This window comes from Pseudomonas eucalypticola (assembly GCF_013374995.1).
In the GTDB taxonomy this organism is placed as follows: Bacteria; Pseudomonadota; Gammaproteobacteria; order Pseudomonadales; family Pseudomonadaceae; genus Aquipseudomonas; species Aquipseudomonas eucalypticola.
In genome coordinates, this window is the sequence record NZ_CP056030.1 from 4,554,115 (window position 1) to 4,579,177 (window position 25,063).

Annotated in this window: 22 protein-coding genes and 4 tRNA genes; 8 read left to right on the forward strand and 18 right to left on the reverse strand. The window is 62.2% G+C overall.

Translation table 11 applies throughout. The features are described from left to right. Positions 1-173: 173 nt before the first annotated feature. From HWQ56_RS20180 to cobF, 6 genes are all read left to right on the forward strand, one after another. Positions 174-674 carry a DUF4142 domain-containing protein gene (locus HWQ56_RS20180; protein WP_158153959.1) on the forward strand — a complete coding sequence of 167 codons (501 nt, stop codon included), beginning with the start codon at positions 174-176 and terminating at the stop codon, positions 672-674. Positions 675-756: 82 nt separating this feature from the next. Further along, on the forward strand, positions 757-1,677 hold the full coding sequence (locus HWQ56_RS20185; RefSeq protein WP_176571615.1) for a class I SAM-dependent methyltransferase: 921 nt from the start codon (positions 757-759) through the stop codon (positions 1,675-1,677). Between the two features lie 184 nt (positions 1,678-1,861). Further along, positions 1,862-2,887: an ABC transporter substrate-binding protein gene (locus HWQ56_RS20190; protein WP_176571616.1), complete on the forward strand. Its 1,026-nt coding sequence runs from the start codon at positions 1,862-1,864 to the stop codon at positions 2,885-2,887. After that, on the forward strand, positions 2,884-3,924 hold the full coding sequence (locus tag HWQ56_RS20195) for a FecCD family ABC transporter permease (protein ID WP_176571617.1): 1,041 nt from the start codon (positions 2,884-2,886) through the stop codon (positions 3,922-3,924). Before HWQ56_RS20190 ends, HWQ56_RS20195 begins: the two co-directional genes overlap by 4 nt. Further along, complete coding sequence (locus tag HWQ56_RS20200; protein ID WP_176571618.1) at positions 3,921-4,682, forward strand: ABC transporter ATP-binding protein; 762 nt, start codon at positions 3,921-3,923, stop codon at positions 4,680-4,682. The genes HWQ56_RS20195 and HWQ56_RS20200 overlap by 4 nt, the downstream gene beginning before the upstream one ends. A 10-nt stretch (positions 4,683-4,692) precedes the next feature. After that, on the forward strand, positions 4,693-5,448 hold the full coding sequence (cobF, locus tag HWQ56_RS20205) for a precorrin-6A synthase (deacetylating) (protein WP_158153964.1): 756 nt from the start codon (positions 4,693-4,695) through the stop codon (positions 5,446-5,448). Positions 5,449-5,524: 76 nt separating this feature from the next. Here the strand turns inward: cobF and HWQ56_RS20210 are convergent, their stop codons facing one another. From HWQ56_RS20210 to HWQ56_RS20265, 12 genes are all read right to left on the reverse strand, one after another. Further along, on the reverse strand, positions 5,525-7,399 hold the full coding sequence (locus HWQ56_RS20210) for a SurA N-terminal domain-containing protein (protein ID WP_176571619.1): 1,875 nt from the start codon (positions 7,397-7,399) through the stop codon (positions 5,525-5,527). 207 nt (positions 7,400-7,606) lie between these two features. After that, a complete protein-coding gene (locus HWQ56_RS20215) occupies positions 7,607-7,879 on the reverse strand; it encodes an HU family DNA-binding protein (protein WP_008373806.1) in 273 nt (90 codons plus the stop codon). Between the two features lie 148 nt (positions 7,880-8,027). Continuing rightward, on the reverse strand, positions 8,028-10,424 hold the full coding sequence (gene lon, locus HWQ56_RS20220; RefSeq protein ID WP_158153966.1) for an endopeptidase La: 2,397 nt from the start codon (positions 10,422-10,424) through the stop codon (positions 8,028-8,030). A gap of 151 nt (positions 10,425-10,575) precedes the next feature. Next, a complete protein-coding gene (gene clpX / locus HWQ56_RS20225; protein ID WP_158153967.1) occupies positions 10,576-11,859 on the reverse strand; it encodes an ATP-dependent Clp protease ATP-binding subunit ClpX in 1,284 nt (427 codons plus the stop codon). A 107-nt stretch (positions 11,860-11,966) separates the two neighbouring features. Then, a complete protein-coding gene (gene clpP, locus HWQ56_RS20230; protein WP_158153968.1) occupies positions 11,967-12,608 on the reverse strand; it encodes an ATP-dependent Clp endopeptidase proteolytic subunit ClpP in 642 nt (213 codons plus the stop codon). Positions 12,609-12,700: 92 nt separating this feature from the next. Then, a complete protein-coding gene (tig, locus tag HWQ56_RS20235; RefSeq protein WP_176571620.1) occupies positions 12,701-14,011 on the reverse strand; it encodes a trigger factor in 1,311 nt (436 codons plus the stop codon). Positions 14,012-14,619: 608 nt separating this feature from the next. Further along, complete coding sequence (locus tag HWQ56_RS20240; protein ID WP_158153970.1) at positions 14,620-14,907, reverse strand: helix-turn-helix domain-containing protein; 288 nt, start codon at positions 14,905-14,907, stop codon at positions 14,620-14,622. Continuing rightward, positions 14,904-15,224, reverse strand: a complete 321-nt coding sequence (locus HWQ56_RS20245; RefSeq protein ID WP_176571621.1) for a type II toxin-antitoxin system RelE/ParE family toxin — start codon at positions 15,222-15,224, stop codon at positions 14,904-14,906. Before HWQ56_RS20245 ends, HWQ56_RS20240 begins: the two co-directional genes overlap by 4 nt. Before the next feature lie 157 nt (positions 15,225-15,381). Further along, a tRNA-His gene (locus HWQ56_RS20250) sits at positions 15,382-15,457 on the reverse strand. Between the two features lie 55 nt (positions 15,458-15,512). Next, a tRNA-Leu gene (locus HWQ56_RS20255) sits at positions 15,513-15,597 on the reverse strand. A 55-nt stretch (positions 15,598-15,652) separates the two neighbouring features. Then, a tRNA-His gene (locus HWQ56_RS20260) sits at positions 15,653-15,728 on the reverse strand. 32 nt (positions 15,729-15,760) lie between these two features. Beyond that, a tRNA-Arg gene (locus tag HWQ56_RS20265) sits at positions 15,761-15,837 on the reverse strand. A gap of 278 nt (positions 15,838-16,115) precedes the next feature. Here HWQ56_RS20265 and folD point away from each other — a divergent pair. Beyond that, entirely contained in the window at positions 16,116-16,970 is an 855-nt protein-coding gene (gene folD / locus HWQ56_RS20270; protein ID WP_176571622.1) for a bifunctional methylenetetrahydrofolate dehydrogenase/methenyltetrahydrofolate cyclohydrolase FolD, read from the forward strand. A gap of 86 nt (positions 16,971-17,056) precedes the next feature. Here folD and HWQ56_RS20275 read toward each other — a convergent pair whose 3' ends face one another. From HWQ56_RS20275 to HWQ56_RS20300, 6 genes are read right to left on the reverse strand one after another with little or no spacing between them, the layout of a single operon-like run. After that, a complete protein-coding gene (locus tag HWQ56_RS20275) occupies positions 17,057-18,799 on the reverse strand; it encodes an ABC transporter substrate-binding protein (RefSeq protein WP_176571623.1) in 1,743 nt (580 codons plus the stop codon). Positions 18,800-18,846: 47 nt separating this feature from the next. Further along, positions 18,847-19,119 (reverse strand): DUF2160 domain-containing protein, encoded by a 273-nt coding sequence (locus HWQ56_RS20280; protein ID WP_158158759.1) that lies wholly within the window; start codon positions 19,117-19,119, stop codon positions 18,847-18,849. 11 nt (positions 19,120-19,130) lie between these two features. Next, positions 19,131-19,931 (reverse strand): carbohydrate ABC transporter permease, encoded by an 801-nt coding sequence (locus HWQ56_RS20285; RefSeq protein ID WP_158158757.1) that lies wholly within the window; start codon positions 19,929-19,931, stop codon positions 19,131-19,133. 7 nt (positions 19,932-19,938) lie between these two features. Continuing rightward, the gene (locus HWQ56_RS20290; protein ID WP_158158755.1) at positions 19,939-20,802 is read right to left on the reverse strand and encodes a carbohydrate ABC transporter permease; all 864 of its coding nucleotides are present in this window, start codon (positions 20,800-20,802) and stop codon (positions 19,939-19,941) included. After that, positions 20,799-21,881, reverse strand: a complete 1,083-nt coding sequence (locus HWQ56_RS20295; RefSeq protein ID WP_176571624.1) for an ABC transporter ATP-binding protein — start codon at positions 21,879-21,881, stop codon at positions 20,799-20,801. The genes HWQ56_RS20290 and HWQ56_RS20295 overlap by 4 nt, the downstream gene beginning before the upstream one ends. Continuing rightward, positions 21,881-22,975, reverse strand: a complete 1,095-nt coding sequence (locus tag HWQ56_RS20300) for an ABC transporter ATP-binding protein (protein WP_176571625.1) — start codon at positions 22,973-22,975, stop codon at positions 21,881-21,883. The genes HWQ56_RS20295 and HWQ56_RS20300 overlap by 1 nt, the downstream gene beginning before the upstream one ends. Positions 22,976-23,216: 241 nt before the next feature. On the opposite strand from HWQ56_RS20300, the gene HWQ56_RS20305 reads away from it, so the two are divergent. Beyond that, positions 23,217-25,019 (forward strand): sigma-54-dependent Fis family transcriptional regulator, encoded by a 1,803-nt coding sequence (locus HWQ56_RS20305; RefSeq protein ID WP_176571626.1) that lies wholly within the window; start codon positions 23,217-23,219, stop codon positions 25,017-25,019. Positions 25,020-25,063: the final 44 nt, after the last annotated feature.

Here is a 25,063-nt window from a genome sequence, read left to right on the forward strand (position 1 = left end):
TTTTATCAGCCGATCAGCTTAACGCATGAATAAGGGCTATTGATGCCATACCAAGGTCGAACACCCGCTCGTCGGGCATGCCCTGATGCCAGCAAAACCTTCCCATCCCTGGTGCGCTCTACCACAAGAGCGATGTTCACATCGCGATAACAACAATTGACGGAGAGAACCCGATGGACGCATTCAAAGCAGGCACGCTGGCACTGGCACTGACCCTGGGTGGCGCCTTCGCAGGCGCGGCAATGGCTGCCACCACCAGTGATTTCGTCTCTGACGCCACCGCCGGTGGCATCACCGAAGTGGAGGCCGGCAAGCTGGCCCTGCAGAAAAGCACCTCGGCGGACGTGAAAGCGTTCGCCCAGCAGATGATCAAGGACCACGGTGCGGCCAACCAGAAACTCGCGGCGGTAGCGCACAAGCTCGACCTGGTGGTGCCGGATGACGCCACGCTGGTAGACCAGGCGAAAAAGAAAATGCTGGAAATGCGCGATGAATCGTTCGACAAGGCCTACGCCGAGAATCAGGTGAAAGCCCACGAGGACACCATCGAACTGTTCCAGAAAGAGCTCGATTCCTCCGACAAGGCCGAGCTCAAGGCCTTCGCCAAAGACACCCTGCCCACCCTTCAGGAACACCTGAAAATGGCCAAGGAACTGCAAGCCAAGCATCAGTAAACCCAGCGAGCGCACGGCCGTCGGTTCCCACGGCCGTGCCCGGGGTTTACCATGGGCGGTTTCCGCCTGCCAAAAGCCTTCGATGAACACCGACGCCATCACCCTGCTGCACCAGCACCTGTCCCGTGCCCTGCAAACCCCTCCCACCGAAACCCGCCGCCTGTTCCATGGGCGTGGCCGTTGCTGGCCAGGGCTGGAGCAGATCACCGTGGACTGGCTGCAAGGCGTGGTGCTGGTGTCCCTGTTTCGCGAGCCCGGCGCCGACGAATTGGCCGCCCTCAAGCCCATGCTGCTGCAACTGGCGCAGGCCACTGCCCAGGCTCACAGCCTGATCCTGCAACACCGTTACTTGCCCGACAGCCATGCCGAATGGTTGCTGGGCGAGCCCGTGGACAGCTGGCTGATCGACGAAGACGGCCTGCGCTACCAGTTGGACCTGGGCCGCAAGCAGAACATCGGCCTGTTCCTGGACATGCGCTACGGTCGCCAGTGGGTACGCGAGCAGGCTGCGGGCAAGCGCGTGCTCAACCTGTTCGCCTATACCTGCGGCTTCAGCCTGGCAGCCATCGCCGGCGGCGCCGAGCACGTGGTGAACCTGGACATGGCGCGCGCCGCCCTCAGCCGCGGCCGCGACAACCATCGCCACAATGGCCACGACCTGGACCGTGTCAGCTTTCTGGGCCACGAACTGTTCAAGTCCTGGGGCAAGGTCAAGCGCGGCGGCCCCTATGAGCTGATCATCATTGACCCGCCATCATTCCAGAAAGGCAGCTTCGTGCTCACCCAGGACTACCGCAAGGTGCTGCGCAAATTGCCGGAACTGTTGACCGAAGGCGGCGTGGTGCTGGCCTGCGTCAACGACCCGGCCGTGGGTTCCGACTTCCTGATCCAGAGCATGGCCGAGGAAGCGCCGGGGCTGACTTTCCAGCGGCGCCTGGCGAATCCGCCGGAGTTTCCGGATGCCGCGGCCGAAGGTGGGTTGAAGGCGCTGGTGTTTGCCTGACCCCGGCGGTGCTTGCCCTGCGCCGCAATGCAGCCTACCCTTCCCCGGTTTTTTCGCGCTTGCAACAGGAAGCCGGTTCGAATCCGGCGCGGTCGCGCCACTGTGTTCGGGCAACCCCGAAAGCCAGACCTTGTCGCCAGCCTTTCTTTCGCCCAACGGACGCGCCATCCCGGGAGCTGTTTTCATGCTGTTACGCCACCTTGCCCTTGCCTGCCTGTCGCTGGCCGCGGCCAACCATGCCCTGGCCGATACCCCCCACACCCACTACCCACTGACCTTGCAGAACTGTGGCCACAGCGTGCGCATCGACGCCGCGCCGCAGCGGGCCGTCAGCCTGGGGCAAGCCAGCACCGAGCTGCTGTTGTCCATGGGGCTGGGGCCGCGCATGGTCGGCACCGGCGTGTGGTTCGGCCCGTTGCCACCACCGCTCGCGGCAGCAGGCGCGCAGGTGCCGCGCCTGGCCGACAATGCGCCCAGCTTCGAGTCGGTGGCCAAGGCCATGCCGGACATTGTCGTGGCCCAGTACACCTATCACGTCGGGCCCAAGGGCGAAGTGGCGACGCCCGAGCAGTTGCTCAAGCTGGGCATCCCCTCCTATGTGTCGCCCAGCGACTGCGACGGCAAGGGCGTGACTGCCACCTCCAATGCCGACGGCAGCCGCGGCCAGCTGTACTCCCTGGACCTGGTGGACAAGGAAATCCGTGAGCTGGCCGCGATTTTCGATGTACCCGCCGCTGGCCAGGCCCTCAGTGCCAAGTTGCATGAACGCGTGGCCGCCGCCGTGAAGCTGGCCACCGAGACGCCGCACCCGCCGCTGTCGGTGCTCTACTGGTTCTCCAGCACGCGCCTGGAAGGCGACGCCTGGGTGGCCGGCAAGAACGGTGCCCCCGGCTACATCTCCAAGGTGCTGGGGCTGAGCAATGTCGTCGACAGTGATGAGGAATGGCCGGGCGTGAGCTGGGAAAGCATCGCCGCCAAGGACCCCGACGTCATCGTGCTGGCGCGCATGCAGCGGCGCCTGTACCCCGCCGACGACGTCGAGAAGAAACTCGCCTTCCTGCGCAATGACCCCGTGACCCGCGAACTCAAGGCCGTGCGCAATGGCCGCCTGATCGTGGTCGACGCCAACAGCCTGAACCCATCCATGGCCGTGGTCGATGCCATCGAACACGTTGCCCAGGGCCTGGCCAAGACAGGCGCGACCCCGTGATCCACCGCCTGACCGCCGACCACGCGCCTATCACGCGCTGGCTGCTGGCCGCGCTGGCGTTGGCCAGCCTGACCCTGTCGGTAAGCCTTGCCGTGTCATTGGGGGAGCTGAACATTCCCCTGGCGGTGACGTTCAAGGCCCTGCTCAACGGCGCGGGGCTGGCTCACTACGAGGTGCCGCGCATCCAGCAGGGCATCATCTGGGATTACCGCCTCAGCCGCGCCCTGGTCGCCGCCTGCTGTGGCGCGGGGCTGTCGCTGTGTGGCGCGGTGCTGCAGGCGCTGCTGCGCAATGTGCTGGCCGAGCCCTATGTGCTGGGCATCAGCGCCGGCGCGTCCACCGGTGCCGTGCTGGTCATGCTGCTGGGGCTGGGGGGCGGCGTGGTGGGTATTTCCCTGGGCGCGTTCATCGGCGCCGCGCTGGCCTTTACCCTGGTGTTGCTGCTGGCGACCGGCATTCAGGGTGGCCCTGCCCAGGTCATCCTGGCCGGGGTAGCGGGGGCGCAGTTGTTCAATGCACTGACAGCCTGGGTAGTGTCGACCTCCGCGAACGCCGAACAGGCCCGCAGCGTGATGTTCTGGCTGCTGGGTAGCCTCAGCGGCGTGCGCTGGGCCGACGTCGGGCTGGCGGCCACGGTCGTCGCCGCAGGGCTCGCGGTATGCCTGTACTGCGCGCGCACCCTGGACGCTTTCGTGTTCGGGGACGATGCCGCGGCCAGCCTCGGGGTGGCGGTAGCGCCTGTGCGCCTGGTGCTGTTTGGTATCACCGCGCTGATCACGGCCTGCCTGGTGAGCATTGTCGGTGCCGTAGGCTTCGTCGGCCTGGTGGTGCCGCACATGGCCCGGTTGCTGGTAGGGCCGCGCCATGTGCGGCTGTTGCTGGCCTGCGTGCTGATCGGCGCCAACTTCATGGTCCTGGCCGACATCGCTTCGCGGCTCATCGTACCGGGGCAAGTGCTGCCGATTGGCGTGGTCACCGCGCTGGTCGGCGCGCCGGTGTTCGCCGCCCTGCTCTACCGCAACCGGAGGCCGGCATGAGCCTGACGGCCGACCAGGTAGGGTGGAACGCGGCGGGCCAGATGATCATCGACGACATCACCCTGACCCTGCCCGAACGCGGCACCCTGGGGCTGATCGGCCCCAACGGCTCGGGCAAGTCGACCCTACTGCGCCTGCTGGCAGGCCTGCGCCCCCCCAGCCGCGGCAGCGTCAGCCTGGACGACCGCCCGCTACCCGAGTGGCCACGCAAGGCCGTCGCCCGGCGGGTGGCCATGGTAGAGCAGCAGGCGGCCACCGAGGTCGATGTGCGGGTACAGGACATCGTTCGCCTGGGCCGCACCCCGCACCGCGGCGCGCTGACGCCCTGGACCCGCGAAGACCAGCGCATCGTCGACCAGGCGCTGGCGCAGACCGGGCTGGCGCCGCTGCGAGACAGGTGCTGGCACAGCCTGTCGGGGGGCGAGCGACAGCGCACGCAGATTGCCCGCGCCTTGGCCCAGTGCCCGAGCGAACTGCTGCTGGATGAGCCCACCAACCACCTGGACATTCAGCACCAACTGCAATTGCTGCAATTGATCCAAGCGCTGCCGGTCACCTGCGTGATGGCCCTGCACGACTTGAACCTGGCGGCGATGTACTGTGATCGCCTGGTCTTGCTGCACCGAGGGCGGGTAGTGGCCAGCGGCACGCCTGCGCATGTGCTGACGGCGCCAATGATCGCGCGCGTGTACGGTGTACGTGCGCAAGTGAGCATTGGCGCGCACCACGGCCGCCCGCATATTCAATATCTGCCTTGAGGCACGTTTCATGAAAACCATTCTGGTCATCGGCATCGGCGCCGGTCACCCCGACCACCTGACGCTGCAAGCGGTCAAGGCGCTGAACCGCGCCGACGTGTTCTTCCTGTTCGACAAAGGGCCCGCCAAACAAGGCCTGGGCGACGTGCGCCGTGAGCTGTGCGCGCGCCTGGCCACCGAGCGCCCGTGGCGCTTCGTGGAGGCGTCCAACCCTGAGCGCGGCCCTGATGGCAACAGTTACACCGGTGCGGTTCGGCAACTCAATGCCGACAAGCAGCAGGTGTTCGAGGACATGATTGCCCAGCACATGGCCGACGGTGAATGCGCCGGCGTGCTGGTGTGGGGCGACCCGGCCCTCTACGACAGCACGCTGCGCATCCTGCAGGCGATCCTGGCGGACGGCCGCCAGGTGTTCGACTACGAGGTCATCCCGGGCATCACCTCGGTGCAGGCGCTGACGGCCAGCCACAAGGTACCGCTGAACGAGATTGGCGGGTCGGTGCAGATCAGCCCGGGGCGCCAGTTGCCAGCACGCATCGAGGCCGGGGACAGCCAGGTGGTGATGCTCGACGCCCACCAGGCGTTCAACCGCCTGCGGGGCCAAGGCCTGCACATCTGGTGGGGGGCGTACGTGGGGTCGGCGGATGAGTTGCTGGTTGCCGGGCCGCTGGATGACGTGGCGGACGAGATAGTGCGGGTGCGTGAGCAAGCGCGCGTGCGCCATGGCTGGATCATGGACAGTTATCTGCTGCGCCACCCTTCCTGAACGCACCGTTGGGGAAAGACAACACAGGAATATGAAAAAGGCCGCTTTCGCGGCCTTTCATGGGGCTGTCACCGGCTTAGTAGCGAGTGATGTCCGCCTTGGTTTCCAGCGCCTTGCGGTAAGCGGCAAAGTCCTGCTGACCGGCACGGGAAGCCAGGAAGCGACGGTATTGCGCTTTCTCGGCATCGGAAGCGGCAGCCGCTTCGTTCACACCGTTCAGGCGCACCACCACGTAGCTGCCATCGGACAGGCTGACGCTGTCGTAGACCGGCTTGTCCTTGCCCTGGGGCTTGGTCATGCGGAACACGTCCTGCAACACGGCGGGATCAACCCCTTCCTGGTTGCGGGTAGCGGCTTCCTGGACCTTCCACGCCTGGCCTTCCTGGGTGGCCGCCAATGGCACGGTACCGCCACGCAGCCCGCTCACCAGGGCATCGGCCTTGGCTTTCACCGCGGCGCTGGCCTTGACCTGCGCCAGGTGCTTGCGAATAGCGTCGGCGACGGCCTCAAGCGGCAGCTGTGCTGGCTTGCGGTGTTCCTTGACGTGCACCACCACGGTGGTTTCCGGGTCCAGTTCGATGGCCGAGCTGTTCGCCCCTTCGTCCATCACTTCCGGGCTGAACGCGGCCTGGATGACGGCGCGGTTGGCGGTCACGCCTTCGCTGCCACCTTCACGGCCGAACGGCGCAGAGGTCTGCACTTTCAGGCCCAGGTCGGAAGCCGGTTGCACCAGGTCCGACGCTTCGAACGAGGAGTCTTCCAGTTTCTTGGCGGCGTCCACGTACATCTGCTCGACCTGTGCGGTTTTCGCCTCGCGGGTCAGCTTGTCCTTCAGGCTGGCGAAGGTCGGCACGTTCGGTGCCTGAACGCCCAACAGCTTGATCAGGTGCCAGCCGAACTGCGAGCGAACCGGCGCCGACACCTGGTCCTTGTTCAGCGAATACAGCGACGCTTCGAAGGCCGGGTCATAAACGCCCTTGCCCGCGTAGCCCAGGTCACCGCCATTGCTGGCCGAACCAGGGTCCTGGGAGAATTCCTTGGCCAGTTTGGCAAAGTCTTCACCTTTGGCCAGGCGCGCCTGGATCTCTTCGATCTTGGCCTTGGCCTGGGCGTCGGTGGTCTTGGCATTCACTTCGATCAGGATGTGCGCGGCGCGGCGCTGCTCGGACAGGGCCGCGGTCTGCGCCTTGTAGGCTGCCTGCAGGTCTTCGTCCTTGACGGTGACCTTGTCGAAGAACGACGACTTCTTCAGTTCCACGTAGTCGATGACCACCTGGTCCGGGCTCATGAACTCCTTGGCATGCTCGTCGTAGTGCGCCTTGACTTCGTCGGCGCTGACGCTCACCGCAGCCGGGTCGGCCTTGAAGGTCAGGGTGGCGAAATCACGGGTCTGCTTCTCCAGGCGCGCAAACGCCTGCACCTGGGCATCGGTGACGAAGCTGCTGCCAGCGACACCGGCGCGCAGTTGGCCGACCAGCATTTCCTGGGCCATCATCTGGCGGAATTGCAGGCGCGAGTAGCCCATCTGGCGGATGACGGCGTCGAAACGGTCGGCACTGAACTTGCCATCCACCTGGAATTCAGGGGTTTGCAGGATCAGTTGGTCAAGCTCGGCTTCCGAGAAGCTGAAGTTGGCATCGGTGGCGCCCTGGATCAGCAGCTTGCGGTCGATGAGGCCCTTGAGGGCCGCTTCACGCAGCATTTTCTCGTCGAGCATCGAAGCGTCGAAATCCTTGCCCAGCTGTTGCATCAGCTGGCGGCGCTGCATTTCGACCGCTTGGGCCAGCTCGCTCTGGGTGATGGCGTCGCCGTTGACCTTGGCCGCGTCGGCGCTATGGTTGGTGGCTTTGAAAATGGCATCGAAGCCGGTCAATGCCATCAAGGCAACGATGACACCGATGATGGTCTTGGCAATCCAGCCTTGTGAATTGTCCCTGATATTCTGCAGCATGCGTCCCCCAGAAACGGTTGTACTGATTAAGCAACCGCGGAGAGTGGGTAGAATCCGGATAGAAGAAAGGCGCATCCGAGGATGCGCCTTCTCGTAACTGGCGGAGCAATCACCGGCGCTGTGCGTCGGCTTGAGGCCAGCTCATGGCTGCTCCGCTTCCAGGTCGGAAGTTTTTCCCGCCCCGGTCGGGCAAAGGCGTGAAAGAGCTTAGTTTACCGCTTCTTTCAAAGCTTTGCCGGCCTTGAAGCCAGGCTTCTTGGCAGCAGCGATTTCCAGGGTCTTGCCAGTCTGTGGGTTACGGCCAACGCGAGCTGGGCGATCGGTCACAGAGAAAGTACCAAAACCAACCAGTACCACGGAGTCGCCAGCCTTCAGAGCGCCAGTGACGGAGTCGATCACTGCGTCCAGCGCGCGGCCGGCAACAGCTTTCGGGATATCAGCAGATGCGGCGATAGCATCAATCAGTTCCGACTTGTTCACTCTAAGTCCCCTTATATCTATATGAGTTTGTTTCTAAGTATGTGGTGAAAGCTAAAACTGCGCCGGGAGGCTGCTGACACATGAAGTGCCGCTTTATAACAAGGGCTAGAAAAAGCTGTCAAGAAAGCCCCCCGGCTGAAAATACGTGCTAGTGCGTGCTGATTCTTTCCTTCGAATCCGAATCGCGCTTCTCGTCCTTGGCGACTATCTCCGGAGCCACATCGGGCAAGGGCTCCGGGGCGTATTGCAGCGCAATCTGCAGCACTTCGTCAATCCATTTAACCGGTTTAATCTGAAGATCCTGCTTGATATTGTCAGGAATTTCCTTCAAATCGCGCACGTTTTCTTCCGGAATGATCACGGTCTTGATTCCACCGCGATGTGCCGCCAGCAATTTCTCTTTCAAACCACCAATGGCCAGCACCTGCCCCCGCAGGGTGATCTCGCCCGTCATGGCTACGTCGGCCCGAACCGGGATCTGCGTCAACGCCGAGACCAGGGCCGTGCACATGCCCACGCCGGCGCTCGGGCCATCCTTGGGCGTGGCGCCTTCAGGCATGTGGATGTGGGTGTCGCGCTTCTCGTGGAAGTCCAGGGGAATGCCCAGGCTCTTGGCGCGGCTGCGCACCACGGTCAGGGCCGCGGTAATGGATTCGACCATCACGTCACCCAGCGAACCGGTCTTGATCAGCTGGCCTTTGCCGGGAACCACGGCGGCTTCGATGGTCAGCAGTTCGCCGCCCACCTGGGTCCACGCCAGGCCGGTGACCTGGCCGATCTGGTCCTGTTGCTCGGCCAGGCCGTAGCGGAATTTGCGCACGCCCAGCAGGTGCTCCAGCGAGTCGGAGGTCACGTTCACCGAGAAGTGTTTCTCGCGAGCATGCTCCTTCACCACCTTGCGGCAGACCTTGGCGATCTGGCGCTCCAGGCCCCGTACGCCGGCTTCGCGGGTGTAGTAGCGGATGATGTCGCGGATGGCGTCCACACCCATTTCCAGCTCACCTTTCTTCAGGCCGTTGGCAGCGATCTGCTTGGGCGTGAGGTACTTGGTGGCGATGTTGATCTTCTCGTCCTCGGTGTAACCCGGCAAGCGGATCACTTCCATGCGGTCCAGCAAGGCTGGCGGGATGTTCATGGAGTTGGAAGTGCAGAGGAACATCACGTCCGAGAGGTCGTAGTCGACTTCCAGGTAGTGGTCGTTGAAGTTGTGGTTCTGCTCGGGGTCGAGCACTTCCAGCAGCGCCGAGGCAGGGTCGCCGCGCATGTCGCTGCCCATCTTGTCGATTTCATCGAGCAGGAACAGCGGGTTGCGCACGCCCACCTTGGTCATCTTCTGAATCAGGCGACCGGGCATGGAACCGATGTAGGTACGACGGTGGCCACGAATCTCGGCCTCGTCGCGCACGCCACCCAAGGCCATGCGCACGAACTTGCGGTTGGTGGCATGGGCGATGGACTCGGCCAGCGAGGTTTTACCCACGCCAGGCGGGCCTACCAGGCACAGCACCGGCCCGCGAATTTTCTTCACGCGCTTCTGCACGGCGAGGTATTCGAGGATACGTTCCTTGACCTCTTCCAGGCCATAGTGGTCGGCGTCGAGGATATCTTCGGCACGGGCCAGGTCCAGGCGTACCTTGCTCTGGGCTTTCCACGGCACCTGCACCAACCAGTCGATGTAGGAGCGCACCACGGTGGCCTCGGCGGACATCGGCGACATCTGCTTGAGCTTGTTCAGTTCGGCCTGGGCCTTGGTGTAGGCATCCTTGGGCAGGCCAGCGGCTTCGATGCGCTTTTTCAGCTCTTCGACTTCGTTGTGGCCTTCGTCGCTGTCGCCGAGCTCTTTCTGAATGGCCTTCATCTGCTCATTCAGGTAGTACTCGCGCTGGCTGCGCTCCATTTGCTTTTTCACGCGGCCGCGAATGCGCTTCTCGACCTGCAACAGGTCGATCTCGGCATCCAGCAAGGCCAATACGTGCTCGACCCGTGCGGACAGGTCGATGATTTCGAGGATTTCCTGCTTCTGCTCGATCTTCAGCGCCATGTGCGCGGCCATGGTGTCTACCAGGCGGCCGGGCTCATCGATGCTGTTGAGGGAAGACAGGACTTCGGCAGGCACTTTCTTGCCCAGCTGAACGTACTGTTCGAACTGCGCCAGCAGGCTGCGCACGAATACTTCGGACTCGCGGTCCGGGGCGTCGACTTCGTCGATCAGTTGCACTTCGGCGCGGCAATGGCCGTCTACCTCCATGAAACGCTCCACGGTGCCGCGTTGCTCGCCTTCGACCAGCACCTTGACGGTGCCATCAGGCAGCTTGAGCAGTTGCAGCACGGTGGCCACGGTGCCCACGCGATACAGGGCGTCTTCGCCTGGATCGTCGTCAGCCGGGTTTTTCTGGGCCAGCAGCAGGATCTGCTTTTCGCCCGTCATCGCCGCCTCGAGGGCTTCGATGGATTTCTCGCGCCCCACGAACAGCGGGATCACCATGTGCGGATACACGACGACATCACGCAATGGCAGGAGAGGCAATTCGATGGTTGTCTTCATGATTTCGCCTCTACAGCGGCCCTAGGGCCGTAGACAGATGGAATTGAGCTTGTAGTCAATGTGGGGGCAGCCCCGGAAAAAAACAAGCGCTGCGGCGCAGGAAAAGCAAAGGGGCCCGAAGGCCCCTTCCTGTTTCAAGCCGTAAAACGGCTTATGCGTCTGGCGCAGCCTTGGCCGGCGTCTCACTGTTTTCGTAGATTAACAGTGGCTTGGACTTGCCTTCGATAACGCTTTCGTCGATCACCACTTTACTGACGTCGGTCTGCGAAGGAATGTCATACATCGTGTCCAGCAGCACGCCTTCGAGAATCGAACGCAGGCCACGGGCACCGGTCTTGCGCTCCAGCGCACGATGGGCCACGGATTTCAGCGCATCGGTGCGGAACTCCAGGTCCACGCCTTCCATCTCGAACAGCTTGGCGTATTGCTTGGTGAGGGCGTTCTTCGGCTCGGTCAGAATCTGCATCAGCGCAGCTTCGTCCAGCTCGTCGAGGGTTGCCAGCACCGGCAGACGGCCGACGAATTCAGGGATCAGACCGAACTTGACCAGGTCGTCAGGCTCGACTTCACGCAGGGACTCGCCCACTTTCTTGCCTTCCTGCTTGCTGCGCACTTCGGCGTTGAAGCCGATGCCGCCCGCCGTGGAACGGTTCTGAATGACCTTTTCGAGGCCCGAGAACGCACCACCGCAGATGAACAGGATGTTGCGGGTGTCGACCTGCAGAAACTCCTGCTGAGGATGCTTGCGACCGCCCTGTGGCGGTACCGAGGCCACGGTGCCCTCGATCAGCTTCAACAGTGCCTGCTGCACGCCCTCGCCCGAGACATCACGAGTGATGGACGGGTTGTCGGACTTGCGCGAGATCTTGTCGATCTCGTCGATGTAGACGATGCCCATCTGGGCTTTTTCCACATCGTAGTCGCACTTCTGCAACAGCTTTTGAATAATGTTTTCAACGTCCTCGCCCACGTAACCCGCTTCGGTAAGCGTGGTGGCGTCGGCAATGGTGAACGGCACGTTGAGCAGGCGGGCCAGCGTCTCGGCCAGCAGCGTCTTGCCCGAACCGGTCGGGCCGATGAGCAGGATGTTGCTTTTGCCCAGCTCGACGTCGTCGTTCTTCTTGTCACGTTGATTGAGGCGCTTGTAGTGGTTGTACACCGCTACCGCCAGAACCTTTTTCGCGCGCTCCTGACCAATGACGTACTGATCCAGGATGCCGCTGATTTCTCTAGGCGAAGGCAATTTATGCACGTTGCTTTCGGCCTGGGCTTCCTGCACCTCCTCGCGGATGATGTCGTTGCACAGGTCGACGCACTCGTCGCAGATAAAGACCGAGGGGCCGGCAATCAATTTGCGTACTTCATGCTGGCTTTTGCCACAGAAGGAGCAATAGAGCAATTTGCCGTTGTCCTCGCCGTTGCGGGTGTCAGTCATTCGATCGATCCAAATCCGATAGGCTTGCCACACAAGATGAAGGCAATCGCGGGGTTTTTCAAGTCCACAGGTGGCCGGTTGTGCCAACCACCTGGCATTGGCCTCGCTTACGCTGGCATCTGACGCTTGTTGATCACCGAATCGACCAGGCCGTATTCGGCCGCACGCTCGGCGCTCATGAAGTTGTCGCGGTTGGTGTCCTGCTCGATCTGCTCCAGGGTCTGGCCCGTGTGGAAAGCCAGCAGTTCGTTCAGGCGCTGACGGATCGAGAGGATTTCACGGGCATGGATGTCGATATCCGACGCCTGGCCCTGGAAACCGCCCAACGGCTGGTGAATCATCACCCGCGAGTTCGGCAGGCAGAAACGCTTGCCCTTGGCGCCGCCGGCAAGCAGGAACGCGCCCATGCTGCAGGCCTGGCCGATGCAGGTGGTGGACACGTCCGGCTTGATGAACTGCATGGTGTCGTAGATCGACATGCCCGCTGTCACCGAACCGCCCGGGGAGTTGATGTAGAGATGGATATCCTTGTCCGGGTTTTCCGCTTCAAGGAACAGCAACTGCGCGCATACCAGGTTGGCCATGTAGTCTTCCACAGGGCCGATCAGGAAGATCACCCGCTCCTTGAGAAGGCGCGAGTAGATGTCGTAGGCGCGTTCGCCACGAGCCGATTGCTCGACAACCATCGGGACCAGACCGCCTGCGGCCTGGATGTCAGAACTCTGCTGAATATAAGAATTGCGGGACATGTCTCGCACTCACTCCCAAATAGTCATGTCTTGAATACGCATAAGCCAGCGCGAAGGCTGGCTTATGGTGGTGTTCCAACGCTGGAAGGGGATCAGTCGGCTTGTGGAGCTTCAGCCGGCTTTACCGCTTCTTCGTAGGAGACCGCTTTGTCGGTCACACTAGCTTTCTGCAGAACAGTATCCACAACTTGCTCTTCCAGCACAACCGAACGCACTTCGTTCAGTTGCTGGTCGTTCTTGTAGTACCACGCCACGACCTGCTCTGGCTCCTGGTAGGCCGAGGCCATTTCCTGGATCATTTCACGTACGCGGGCTTCGTCCGGCTTCAGCTCGTTGGCCTTGACCACTTCAGCGACGATCAGGCCCAGCACGACACGGCGCTTGGCTTGTTCTTCGAACAGCTCGGCCGGCAGTTGGTCTGGCTTGATGTTGCCACCGAATTGCTGAACGGCTTGAACGCGCAGGCGGTTCACTTCGTTTTCCAGAAGGGCCTTCGGCACCTCGATCGGGTTGGCAGCCAGCAGACCGTCCATGACCTGGTTCTTCACCTTGGTCTTGATGGCCTGGCGCAGCTCGCGCTCCATGTTCTTGCGAACTTCGGCGCGGAAGCCTTCCAGACCGGTTTCCTTGATACCGAACTGGTTGAAGAACGCTTCGTTCAGCTCAGGCAGGGTCGGCGCCGAAACGCTGTTGACCTTGACGGTGAACTCGGCGGCCTTGCCGGCCAGGTCCAGGTTCTGGTAGTCCTCTGGGAAGATCACGTTCAGCACGCGCTCTTCACCGGCCTTGGCGCCCACCAGGCCGTCTTCGAAGCCTGGAATCATGCGGCCGGAACCCAGCACCAGCTGGGTGCCCTGGGCCGAACCACCGGCGAACACTTCACCGTCGACCTTGCCGATGAAATCGATGTTCAGCTGGTCTTCGTTCGCAGCGGCGCGGTCGACAGCTTCAAAACGCACGTTCTGCTTGCGCAGCACTTCCAGCATGTTGTCCAGGTCGGCATCAGCCACTTCGGCGCTCAGGCGCTCGACGTTGATGGACTCGAAACCTGCAACGGCGAACTCGGGGAATACTTCGAAGGTCGCGATGTATTCCAGGTCCTTGCCCTTTTCGAACACTTTAGGTTCGACAGCCGGGGCACCGGCTGGATTCAGCTTCTGCTCAACCACGGCTTCGTAGAAAGTCGCCTGGATCAGGTCGCCCAGGGCTTCCTGACGTGCGGAATCTTCGTAGCGCTGACGAATCACGCTCATCGGCACTTTGCCAGGACGGAAGCCTGGAACCTTAGCGCGACGGGCAGTCTGTTGCAGACGCTTGTTGACTTCGGTCTCGATGCGCTCGGCAGGCACGCCGATGGTCATGCGGCGCTCGAGAGCGGAAGTGTTTTCAACAGAAACTTGCATGGATTTTCCTCGTTGCACAGACGTTAGCCGGCCATTTCCGACCCCAATCAAGGGCATGCATTCTAGAGGGTCGAACACAAGAAGTCACCCTGTGCAAGACAGCTTGGAAAAAGGAGTTGCCAAACCACCGCCAAAGCCCGGCCGCAAAGGGCTTGGCAGAGGGTTCGGGTCTCAGCGGAGGGCCTTTTGGCTCACGACGGGCGGCGCGGACGCGAAGTTCGGCAACCTGACATTGGCTGACGTATCTTTTCGAAATATTTACGTTCGTAGACAAACAGTTACAAATTTTCAGTGTCTGATTCATCAGTACGGGTGCATTACCCCCGACACCAGGAGACAACCGTGATCAACAAACTGACCAAACTGACTGTAGCCACCGTGGCCGCGCTCGCGATTCTGAGCACTTCCGGGTGCATTATCTTCCCTGGCCACGGACATGGTGGTGGCGGGTATCACCATGGGTGGTATCGCTGAGTCGCTGATGGGAATGAAAGCCCGCCTTGTGAGAGGCGGGCTTTTTTGTGGGGTATTGGAGGGGGAGACCGGGCGTATGGCTCGACTCATCTGGCGCCCTTGAGACCGAGCACCGCACGCGCTGCGCTCGGTCGTCACACTGACAATGCATTCAGCACATGCACAGGATCATTGTGAATCGCCTTGAGCAGCGCCTTCGCCGGCCCGGTAGGCTGGCGCCGCCCCTGCTCCCAATTACGCAGCGTCCCAAGCTGGACATCGATCATCGCAGCGAACTTGACCTGCGAAAGTCCGGTCGCCTTGCGGATTGCCTTGACCTGCAAAGCATCGACATGAAATTCACGGGAAGGCTCTCGCTCCCCTCGAAGAATTTCGTCCATCTGCCCGACACTTTCCATCAACTCTTCGAAAAAGGTACTCATGCTCGACCCCATCGCTCTATCGCTAACTTTAGCTGCTTGCGCTCCTGGGCAGTCAGATCAGCTTTCTCACCCTTGGCGTAGATCATCAGCAACGCAATCCGTGACGCGCCGACAAAATGGTAATAGATAACCCGAGCACCGCCCCGCTTGCCATGACCGTTCGCCGCCACACGAATCTTGCGCACACCACCCGTACCCTCGATGAGAGCCCCCGCACACGGGTCACTCACCAGCTGCAGCTGCAGCCCAAGGTAACCATCATGGTCCAGGAGCTCGATGGCGCGTCGCGTAAACACAGGCGTTTCGATAAAAATCATGCGCGCAAGGTACGCCGCTGACGCATACCATGGTATCAGATTTTCGTGACCGGATTTGTCGACACCGAGCAGAGGTTGCCCGGCAAAACACCGACCCACAACCCGACCACGACAAAAAAGGCGCCTGATTCGCATCAGGCGCCTTTTTCATGAGATATGGGGTGGACGATGGGGATCGAACCCACGACAACAGGAGTCACAATCCTGTGCTCTACCAACTGAGCTACGCCCACCATAACGCATTTGCAACCGGTTACCCCAAAAACGAACGGGGCGATACAGCTTGTATGGTGCGGACGAAGAGACTCGAACTCTTACAGCTTGCGCCGCTGGAACCTAAATCCAGTGTGTCTACCAATTTCACCACGTCCGCTTGTGAAGCTTTTAAAGCAAAGGCGCCCGACTTTCATCAGGCGCCTTTCGAAATATGGGGTGGACGATGGGGATCGAACCCACGACAACAGGAGTCACAATCCTGTGCTCTACCAACTGAGCTACGCCCACCATATTGCGCTACTTGTGCCAAAGCTGCCTAATGGCGCACCCGGCAGGACTCGAACCTGCGACCATCCGCTTAGAAGGCGGATGCTCTATCCAGCTGAGCTACGGGCGCTTATTAAATCTGCACTCTGTGACGACTACAAATTTTAAGCTTCAGTCCTGCTGAGTTAAACCACTAACTCTGCCTGACCTTTTTCACCAGTGCTAGGCTCTGCCCGACAAGTGCGACGAATGTTATAGACGCCCCGAAAGGCCGTCAACTGTTTTCTTGAAAAAACTCATTTTTTTTAAGGGGTTAGCGGAATCGTCGGACCAAGCGCCTTTGCCCTGCTTCTATAGCATGCGAGAATAGGCGCACCTTTTTTCCCTCTCGATGGTTAATCACGCGTCATGACTGCACAACTAATCGACGGCAAGGCGATCGCCGCTAGCCTGCGCCAGCAGATCGCCCAACGGGTCACCGAACGCCGCCAGCAAGGCCTTCGCACACCCGGCCTCGCCGTGATCCTGGTCGGCAGCGATCCTGCTTCCCAGGTTTATGTCTCGCACAAGCGTAAAGACTGTGAAGAGGTAGGCTTTCTGTCCCAGGCCTTCGACCTTCCCGCCCAGACCACCCAGCATGAACTGGAAAGCCTGATCGACCGTCTGAACGACGACTCGAACATCGACGGCATTCTGCTGCAACTGCCGCTGCCGGAGCACCTGGACGCGTCCCAGCTGCTGGAGCGCATTCGCCCGGACAAAGACGTCGACGGCTTCCACCCCTACAACGTCGGCCGCCTGGCCCAGCGCATCCCGCTGCTGCGCCCCTGCACTCCCAAGGGCATCATGACCTTGCTGGAAAGCACCGGCCAGGACCTGTACGGCATGAACGCCGTGGTGGTGGGCGCCTCCAACATCGTGGGCCGCCCCATGGCCATGGAGCTGCTGCTGGCCGGTTGCACCGTGACCGTCACCCACCGTTTCACCCAGGACCTGGCCGGCCACGTCGGCCGCGCCGACCTGGTGGTGGTGGCTGCGGGCAAGCCCGGGCTGGTCAAGGGTGAGTGGATCAAGGAAGGCGCCATCGTCATCGACGTGGGCATCAACCGTCAGGCCGACGGCAAGCTGGTCGGCGACGTGGTCTATGACACCGCCCTGCCCCGCGCCGGCTGGATCACCCCGGTACCCGGCGGCGTAGGCCCCATGACCCGTGCCTGCCTGCTGGAAAACACGCTCTATGCCTGCGAAACCCTGCATGGCTGAGTGAAGCCGCCCCGCACAGGGCGACGCTTGCAAAAACGCCGCATGCCCAGCCTCGGGATGCGGCGTTTTCGTTGGCACATCAAAGGCTATTTACGCGCCGCCTCCCACGACTTGAGCAGCTCGGTGTAGCTGACGGTCTCACCCTGGGGCTTTTCATTGGCCAGCTTCGGCTTCGGTGCGCCAGGCTGGTCGAACCAGTACTGGGCATCGCGTTCGGGATTCATGATCGGCGCGCAGGTTTTCTGTGCCTTGGAACGCTCAAGCCGGGTCATGACGGCGTCCTGGTCCTTGGCCAGGCCATCCAGCGCCTCTTGCGGGGTTTTCTCGCCACTGGCAACCTCGGCGATATGGCTCCACCACAGCTGGGCCAGGCGCGGGTAGTCGGGCACGTTGGTGCCGGTAGGCGTCCATTGCACACGGGCTGGGCTGCGGTAGAACTCCACCAGCCCGCCCAGCTTGGGCGCCAGGTCGGTCATGGCCTGGGAGTTGATGTCCGACTCGCGAATCGGGGTCAGCCCAACGATGGTCTTTTTCAGCGACACGGTTTTCGAGGTCACGAACTGCGCGTAGAGCCACGCAGCCACGCGTTGTTTTTCAGGGGTGGAGTACAGGAATGTCCACGAACCGGTGTCCTGGTAGCCGAGCTTCATGCCCTCCTCCCAATAAGGCCCCTTCGGTGACGGCGCCATCCGCCATTTCGGCGTGCCATCAGCATTCATCACCGGCAGCCCCGGTTTGGTCATGTCGGCAGTAAAAGCGGTGTACCAGAAGATCTGCTGGGCAATGTTACCCTGGGACGGCACGGGCCCCGACTCGGAGAAGGTCATGCCCGCCGCCTCGGGCGGCGCGTAGGCCTTGAGCCAGTCCACGTATTTCTGGGTGGCGAACACGGCCGCCGGGCCATTGGTGTCGCCACCACGGGTGACACTGGAGCCCACAGGGTGGCAGTCCTGCACGCGGATCCCCCACTCGTCCACCGGCAGGCCGTTGGGCAAGCCCTTGTCACCGCCCCCGGCCATGGAGAACCAGGCATCGGTGAAACGCCAGCCCAGGGAAGGGTCTTTCTTGCCGTAATCCATGTGACCGTAAACTCGCTTGCCATCGATTTCCTTGACGTCCTGGCTGAAAAACCTGGCGATGTCTTCGTACGCCGACCAATTGACCGGCACCCCCAGTTCGTAGCCATACAGTTGCTTGAACTTGGCCTTCAGTTCAGGACGCTCGAACCAGTCGGCGCGGAACCAGTACAGGTTGGCGAACTGCTGGTCAGGCAACTGATAGATCTTGCCGTCGGGGGCGGTGGTGAAGGAAATACCGATGAAGTCCTTGATGTCCAGGGTCGGCGAGGTGAAGTCCTTGGCTTCCTTGGCCATCAGTTCAGTGATGGACTCGGTCTTGCCGTAGCGAAAGTGCGTGCCGATCAGGTCCGAGTCGTTGACCCAGCCGTCGTAGATGTTTTTGTCCGACTGCATCTGCGTTTGCAGCTTCTCCACCACATCACCTTCCTGCAGCAGGTCGTGGGTCAACTGGATGCCGGTGATTTCGGTGAACGCCTTCGCCAGGGTCTTGGACTCGTACTCATGCGTGGTCAGGGTTTCGGAGACGACGTTGATCTTCATGCCACGAAACGGCTCGGCGGCCTTGATGAACCACTGCATTTCCGCCATCTGCTGGTCGGGCGTCAACGTGGAAGGTTTGAACTCGTTGGCTACCCACTTCTTCGCCGCGTCTTGGTAGGCATCGGCCCAGGCAAGGGTGCTCAAGCCGCTGAACGCCAGCGCCGATGCCAGGGCAATGCTATGTCTCAGCGTGTTGTTATTGTCGAACATAGTGACCTCCTGATTGAGTATCCGAAGGAGCGTGCCGACCCGGTCGGTCAACCCCAGCGCATCACAGCCAACAGCCACACCAGGGACAGCAGCGAGGCCACCCAGATGCTCCAGTCGGTAACGCCGATCACCAGCAGGTGCAGGTAGGCGCTGCCGAGCAGTCCGATGAACAAACGGTCGCCGCGTGTGGTGACGATGGGCAGCAGGCCGCGGCGTGCCACGCCCGGCATTCGCAACTCCCACACCGTCATGCCCAGCAGCACCACACCCACGGCGGCAAAGAACACCGCGGTGGGCCACGTCCAGGCCATCCAATCCATGTCTGTACCCTCTACACCCGGCCCAGGGCAAAGCCCTTGGCCACATGGTTGCGAACAAACCAGATCACCAGCATGCCCGGCAAAATGGTCAGCACCCCCGCCGCGGCCAGCACCCCCCAGTCGATGCCCGACGCCGACACCGTTCGGGTCATGACCGCGGCGATGGGTTTGGCGTTGACGGAGGTCAAGGTGCGCGCCAGCAGCAGTTCGACCCAGGAAAACATGAAGCAGAAGAAGGCCGTGACGCCGATGCCCGAGCCGATCAGGGGCATGAACAACTTGAGAAAGAAGCGTGGGAAGCCATAGCCGTCGATGTAGGCGGTTTCATCAATTTCCTTCGGCACGCCGGACATGAACCCTTCGAGGATCCACACCGCCAGTGGCACGTTGAACAGGCAGTGGGCCAGCGCCACCGCGATATGGGTGTCGAACAGGCCGATGGACGAATACAGCTGGAAAAACGGCAACAGGAACACGGCCGGTGGCGCCATGCGGTTGGTCAGCAACCAGAAGAACAGGTGCTTGTCACCCAGGAACCGGTAGCGGGAAAACGCGTAGGCCGCCGGCAATGCCACCGTCAGGGAAATCACCGTGTTCAGGCTCACGTACCACAGGGAATTGAGGTAGCCGCCATACCAGCTGGGGTCGGTGAAGATCACCTGGTAGTTGTGCAGGGTGAAGTCCTGGGGCCACAGCGTCAGGCTGCCGAGGATCTCGCCATTGCGCTTGAACGACATGTTCAACAACCAGTAGATCGGCACCAGCAGAAACAGCAGGTACAGCCACAACGGCAGTGTTTTACGCAGGTTCATGACCACCTCAGCCGTTGTCGTCGCCGTGGGTCATGGCCGTATAGAACAGCCAGGACACCAGGAGAATGATCAGGAAGTACACCAGCGAGAACGCCGCGGCCGGCCCCAGGTCGAACTGGCCGACCGCCATTTTGGTGAGGGTCTGGCTGAGGAACGTGGTGGCATTGCCCGGGCCGCCGCCGGTGAGCACGAAGGGTTCGGTGTAAATCATGAAGCTGTCCATGAAGCGCAGCATCACCGCGATCAGCAGGACGCTCTTCATCTTCGGCAGTTGGATGTAGCGGAACACCGCCCAGGCCGAAGCGCGGTCGATACGCGCGGCCTGGTAGTACACATCGGGAATGGCGCGCAACCCCGAGTAGCACAGCAAGGCCACCAGCGAGGTCCAGTGCCAGACGTCCATCACCAGCACCGTGATCCAGGCATCCCGCGTGTTGGCGGCGTAGTTGTAGCCGATGCCCAAGGTGTTGAGCGACCAACCCAACAAGCCGATGTCGGCACGGCCGAAAATCTGCCAGATGGTGCCCACCACGTTCCACGGAATGAGCAAGGGAATCGCCATCACGATCAGGCACAGCGATGACCAGCGCCCCCGCGCCGGCATGGTCAGGGCGATACCGATGCCCAGAGGGATCTCGATCAGCAGCACGCAGGCCGAATAGATGAACTGGCGCAGCAGCGAGTCATGCAGCTGGGGATCGCGCAGCACCTGGCGGTACCAGTCCGCGCCGACGAAATAGCGGCTGGACTGGTCGAAGATGTCCTGCAGGGAGTAGTTGACCACGGTCATCATCGGCACGATGGCGCTGAACGCGACCAGGGCAAACACCGGCAACACCAGCCACCAGGCCTTGTTGTTCTGCACTTTCACGGCGCCACCTCCACCAGATACTGGTCGGCGTAGATCATCAGCCACTGGGCAGGAAAGCTGACGTAGAGTTGGGCGCCCGGCACCGGGCGGTCCTCGGCCAGGCGCGCCTTGAGGGCCACGCCGTTGAGCGACAAGGTCAGGATCTTGTACGTCCCCAGGTCTTCGACGTGCTGCAACTGCGCCGGCCAGCCGCCCTCGTAGGGGTGGTCCCAGACCCTGACGAATTCCGGGCGTATGCCCACCTGCAAGCGCTGGCCCGGCACATGGCGCAACTGGCGTTGCAAGCCTTCGCCCAAGGGCAGGTGGACACCGGCGAAGTCGACACCGTCGTCGCGGGCCATGGCGTCGATGAGGTTCATGCCCGGGCTGCCGATGAAGTAGCCGACGAACGTGTGCCCCGGCCGCTCGAACAGCTCCCTGGGCGTGCCGAACTGCACGATCTGGCCGCCGTACATCACCGCGATCTTGTCAGCGAACGTGGACGCCTCCAACTGGTCATGGGTGACGTACACCATGGTGATGTTGAACTGCTCGTGGATCTGTTTGAGCTTGCGCCGCAGTTTCCACTTCAGGTGCGGGTCAATCACTGTCAACGGTTCGTCGAAGAGGATCGCCGACACGTCATCACGCACCAGCCCGCGGCCCATGGACACCTTCTGCTTTTCATCGGCGCTGAGGTTGCGCGCCTTGCGCTGCAACAGCCGCTGCAAGTCCAGCACCTGCGCCACTTCCTGCACCCGCGCCCGTACCCGTGCCTCGTCCTGGCCCTGGTTGCGCAATGGAAACGCCAGGTTGTCGAATACCGTCATGGTGTCGTACACCACCGGGAACTGGAACACCTGGGCGATGTTGCGCTGCTCGGGGGTCAGGGCGTTGACCACCTTGCCGTCGAACAGCACCTGGCCCTGGGAGGGGCTCAACAAGCCGGAAATGATATTGAGCAAAGTCGACTTGCCACAGCCGGATGGCCCGAGCAGCGCGTAGGCGCCGCCCTGTTCCCAGACATGATTCATCTCGCGGATGGCATACTCGTCGTCGCCGTAGCGGTGTGCCAGGTGCTGCAAGCGGATCTCGGCCATCAGGCAACCCTCGCCGCGCGCTGCCCGGGGGCCTGGACCAGGCCGCCGTGGGTGGCGAACACAAACAATTTGTGGGTGGGGATGTACACCTTGATCGGCGCGTCCACGTCGCAGGCATGCACGCCGGACAGGTGCAGCACCAGCGAAAAATGCTCGTTGCGCACGTGCAGGAAGGTTTCCGAACCGCTGATTTCAGCCAGCTCCACGGTCACCGCCAACTCCAAGTCGTCGTCATTGGAAGGCACCAGGCTGATGTGGCTGGGGCGCACGCCGAAGCGGTATTCGCCATCGGCGACGCCGCGCAGGTCGGCGTTGCGGGAAAAATGCACGAAGCCGGCGAAACTCACTTCATTGCCGGCAATGCGCCCCGGAATCAGGTTGATCGCCGGCTCCGAAAACAGCTGCGCGGCCAGCATTGTCTCGGGGCGGTGGTACACCTGCGCGGTGGGCCCGCTCTGAATTACCCGCCCTTCGTGCAATACCGTGGTAGTGCCCCCCAACGCCAAGGCTTCGTTGGGCTCGGTCGTGGCGTACACGGCGATGGTGTGGCGGCTGGCGAACAACTGGCGCATTTCCTGGCGCAGCTCCTCGCGCAGCTTGTAGTCCAGGTTCACCAACGGCTCGTCGAACAGAATGAGTTCGGCGTCCTTGACCAAGGCCCTGGCCATGGCGGTCCGTTGCTGCTGGCCGCCGGACAATTCCAGCGGGTGGCGCTTGAGCAAGTGCTCGATACGCAGCATCTGCGCCGTGGCCTGAACACGCTCGGTGATCTGCGGCGCCTTTACCCCCGCCTGGCGCAGCGGCGAGGCAATGTTCTCGAACACCGTCAGGGTGGGGTAATTGATGAATTGCTGATAGACCATCGACACGTTGCGCTCGCGCACCGGGCGCCCGGTCACGTCCACGCCATTCATGAGCACCCGGCCACTGTCGGGGCGGTCCAGCCCGGCCATCAGGCGCATCAGGCTGGTCTTGCCCGCCAGGGTGCGCCCCAGCAGGACGTTGAACGAGCCCGGCTCGAAACTCAGGCAGGCATCATCGATGAAAGGCTGCTGATCGACGACGCGGGTAACGTGTTCCAGCACCAGGGACATGGGCGCGGCCTTCTTTATTGTTGGATTTCAGGCTCAGGCGACGAGGGGAGCGAGTTTCGTGCCAAGCCGCTGTCCCACGCCAAGTCGCTGATTTCACAAGACGTCGCTGCGCAGGCAGCGTGAGCGAGTGCTCAAGGGTGAACACCGCTGAACACTATTGGCTGAACAGCTGAACAGTGGCGCATTGACAAGCCAGCGGCCTGGACGACACTGGTGGAACAAAAACAATAGGCCAACCGCCATGTTCACCCCTAGCGCCACCCTCGATCACGAGGCCATGCTGCAGGACTCCTGGGCTCGCTGCCGCGCGTTCGGGCTGCACCACGGCTGTGCCGCGCACTTCGACCCCTGGACCGGCGAACGCCTGCAACGCTGGCTCGCCCGCCACGCCCACCTGGTGGCCACGGCCTGCCGGGAAGTGCTGCCCTATTACGAAAACATTCTTGGCAACTCCAGCTGCCTGATCCGCCTGGCCGACGGCCAGGGGCGCCTGCTCAAGCGCTGGGGCGAACAACGCCTGGCCGAGCCGCCAGGCTGCGCCGGTTTCGAGCCAGGGGCGTGCTGGGCGGAGCGGCATGTCGGCACCAATGCCATCGGCACGGCGTTGGCCTGCGGCCAGGCCGTGCACATCGAGCATGACGAGCACTTTCTCAAGGCCAACCGCTTCATGTCCGGTTCCGCGGCCCCCATCTTCGATGAGCAACGGTGCATCGTCGGGGTGCTGGACGTGTCCAGCGACAGCTACCTGCCGCCGTCGCATACCCTGGGCATGGTCCGCATGATGAGCCAGAGCGTAGAAAACCGCCTGATCCGCGATGCCTGTGCCGAACGCCATGCACTGCTGACCTTCAACACCGGGCCGAGCAACCTGGACAGCCCGTGGGCCGGGCTCCTGGCCTTGGACGCCCACGGTCGCGTCGTCGCCGCCAACCGCCGGGCCGACAGCCTGTTGGCGCAAGCCTTGCCCGGTACGAGCGTGGAACGGCTGTTCAAGCAAACGCTGGCGGCGTTGCTGGACCATGGCAATGGCGCCACCTTCACCCTGGTGGCAGCCGGGCGCAATCGTTTCCAGTGCAGGCTGCAACTTCCAGCCCAGGGCCTGCCGGCCGGTATCGCCACGGGTAGCCCTGCCCTGCCCGCCACCGCCCTGGACCCCGCGGTGGCCAAGGCGCTCAAGGTCGGGAAGCGCCTGCTCGACAAAGACGTAGGGCTGTTGATCTGCGGCGAGACCGGGGCGGGCAAAGAGTGGCTGGTGCGCGCGCTGCACCAGGCCAGCGAGCGCCACCGCTGCCCGCTGGTGGCGGTCAATTGCGCCGCCATCCCCATGGAGCTGGTGGAGTCGGAGCTGTTCGGCTACGAACGCGGGGCGTTCACCGGCGCTCGGGCCACTGGCAATATCGGCCTGGTTCGCAAGGCGCACACAGGCATACTGCTACTGGACGAAATCGCCGACATGCCACTGGCCACCCAGGCGCGTCTGCTGCGCGTACTGCAGGAACGCGCCATCCAGCCCCTGGGGGCCGGCGACCCGGTACCGGTGGATATCCGCGTGATCTGCGCCACCCACCAGGACCTGCGCCAGCGCGTCAATAGCGGGCACTTTCGCCAGGACCTCTATTACCGTATCGCCGGGGCAACGCTGAACATGCCACCGTTGCGCCAACGCAGCGACAAGCTGGAACTGATCCAGGCCTTGCTGGCGCCGTTGCACACCCCAGGCGAACCGCAACGCCCGCTCAGCCCCGCGGCGTTGAAAGTACTGCTCAGGCACCCCTGGCCGGGCAATATTCGCCAATTGCAGTCGGTCTTGACGGTCGCACACGCCCTGGCCGAAGGCCCGCACATAGAGGTGTGCGACCTGCCTGAATCCTTCCTCGATGAACTGCAGGAGTTGCCCGCCGCCCTGAGCGCTTCGGCGGCGACGCTTGACCTGGGCGAGTTGCTGCGTGATAGCGACGGCAACATTTCACAGCTAGCCCGGCGCCTGGGGGTCAGCCGCAACACGCTCTACAAGCGCTTGCGGGCCCACAAGACCGAGCGATGAGTGAAACACCACAAGGCGTGTGCACATAGACATTGATACCGTTT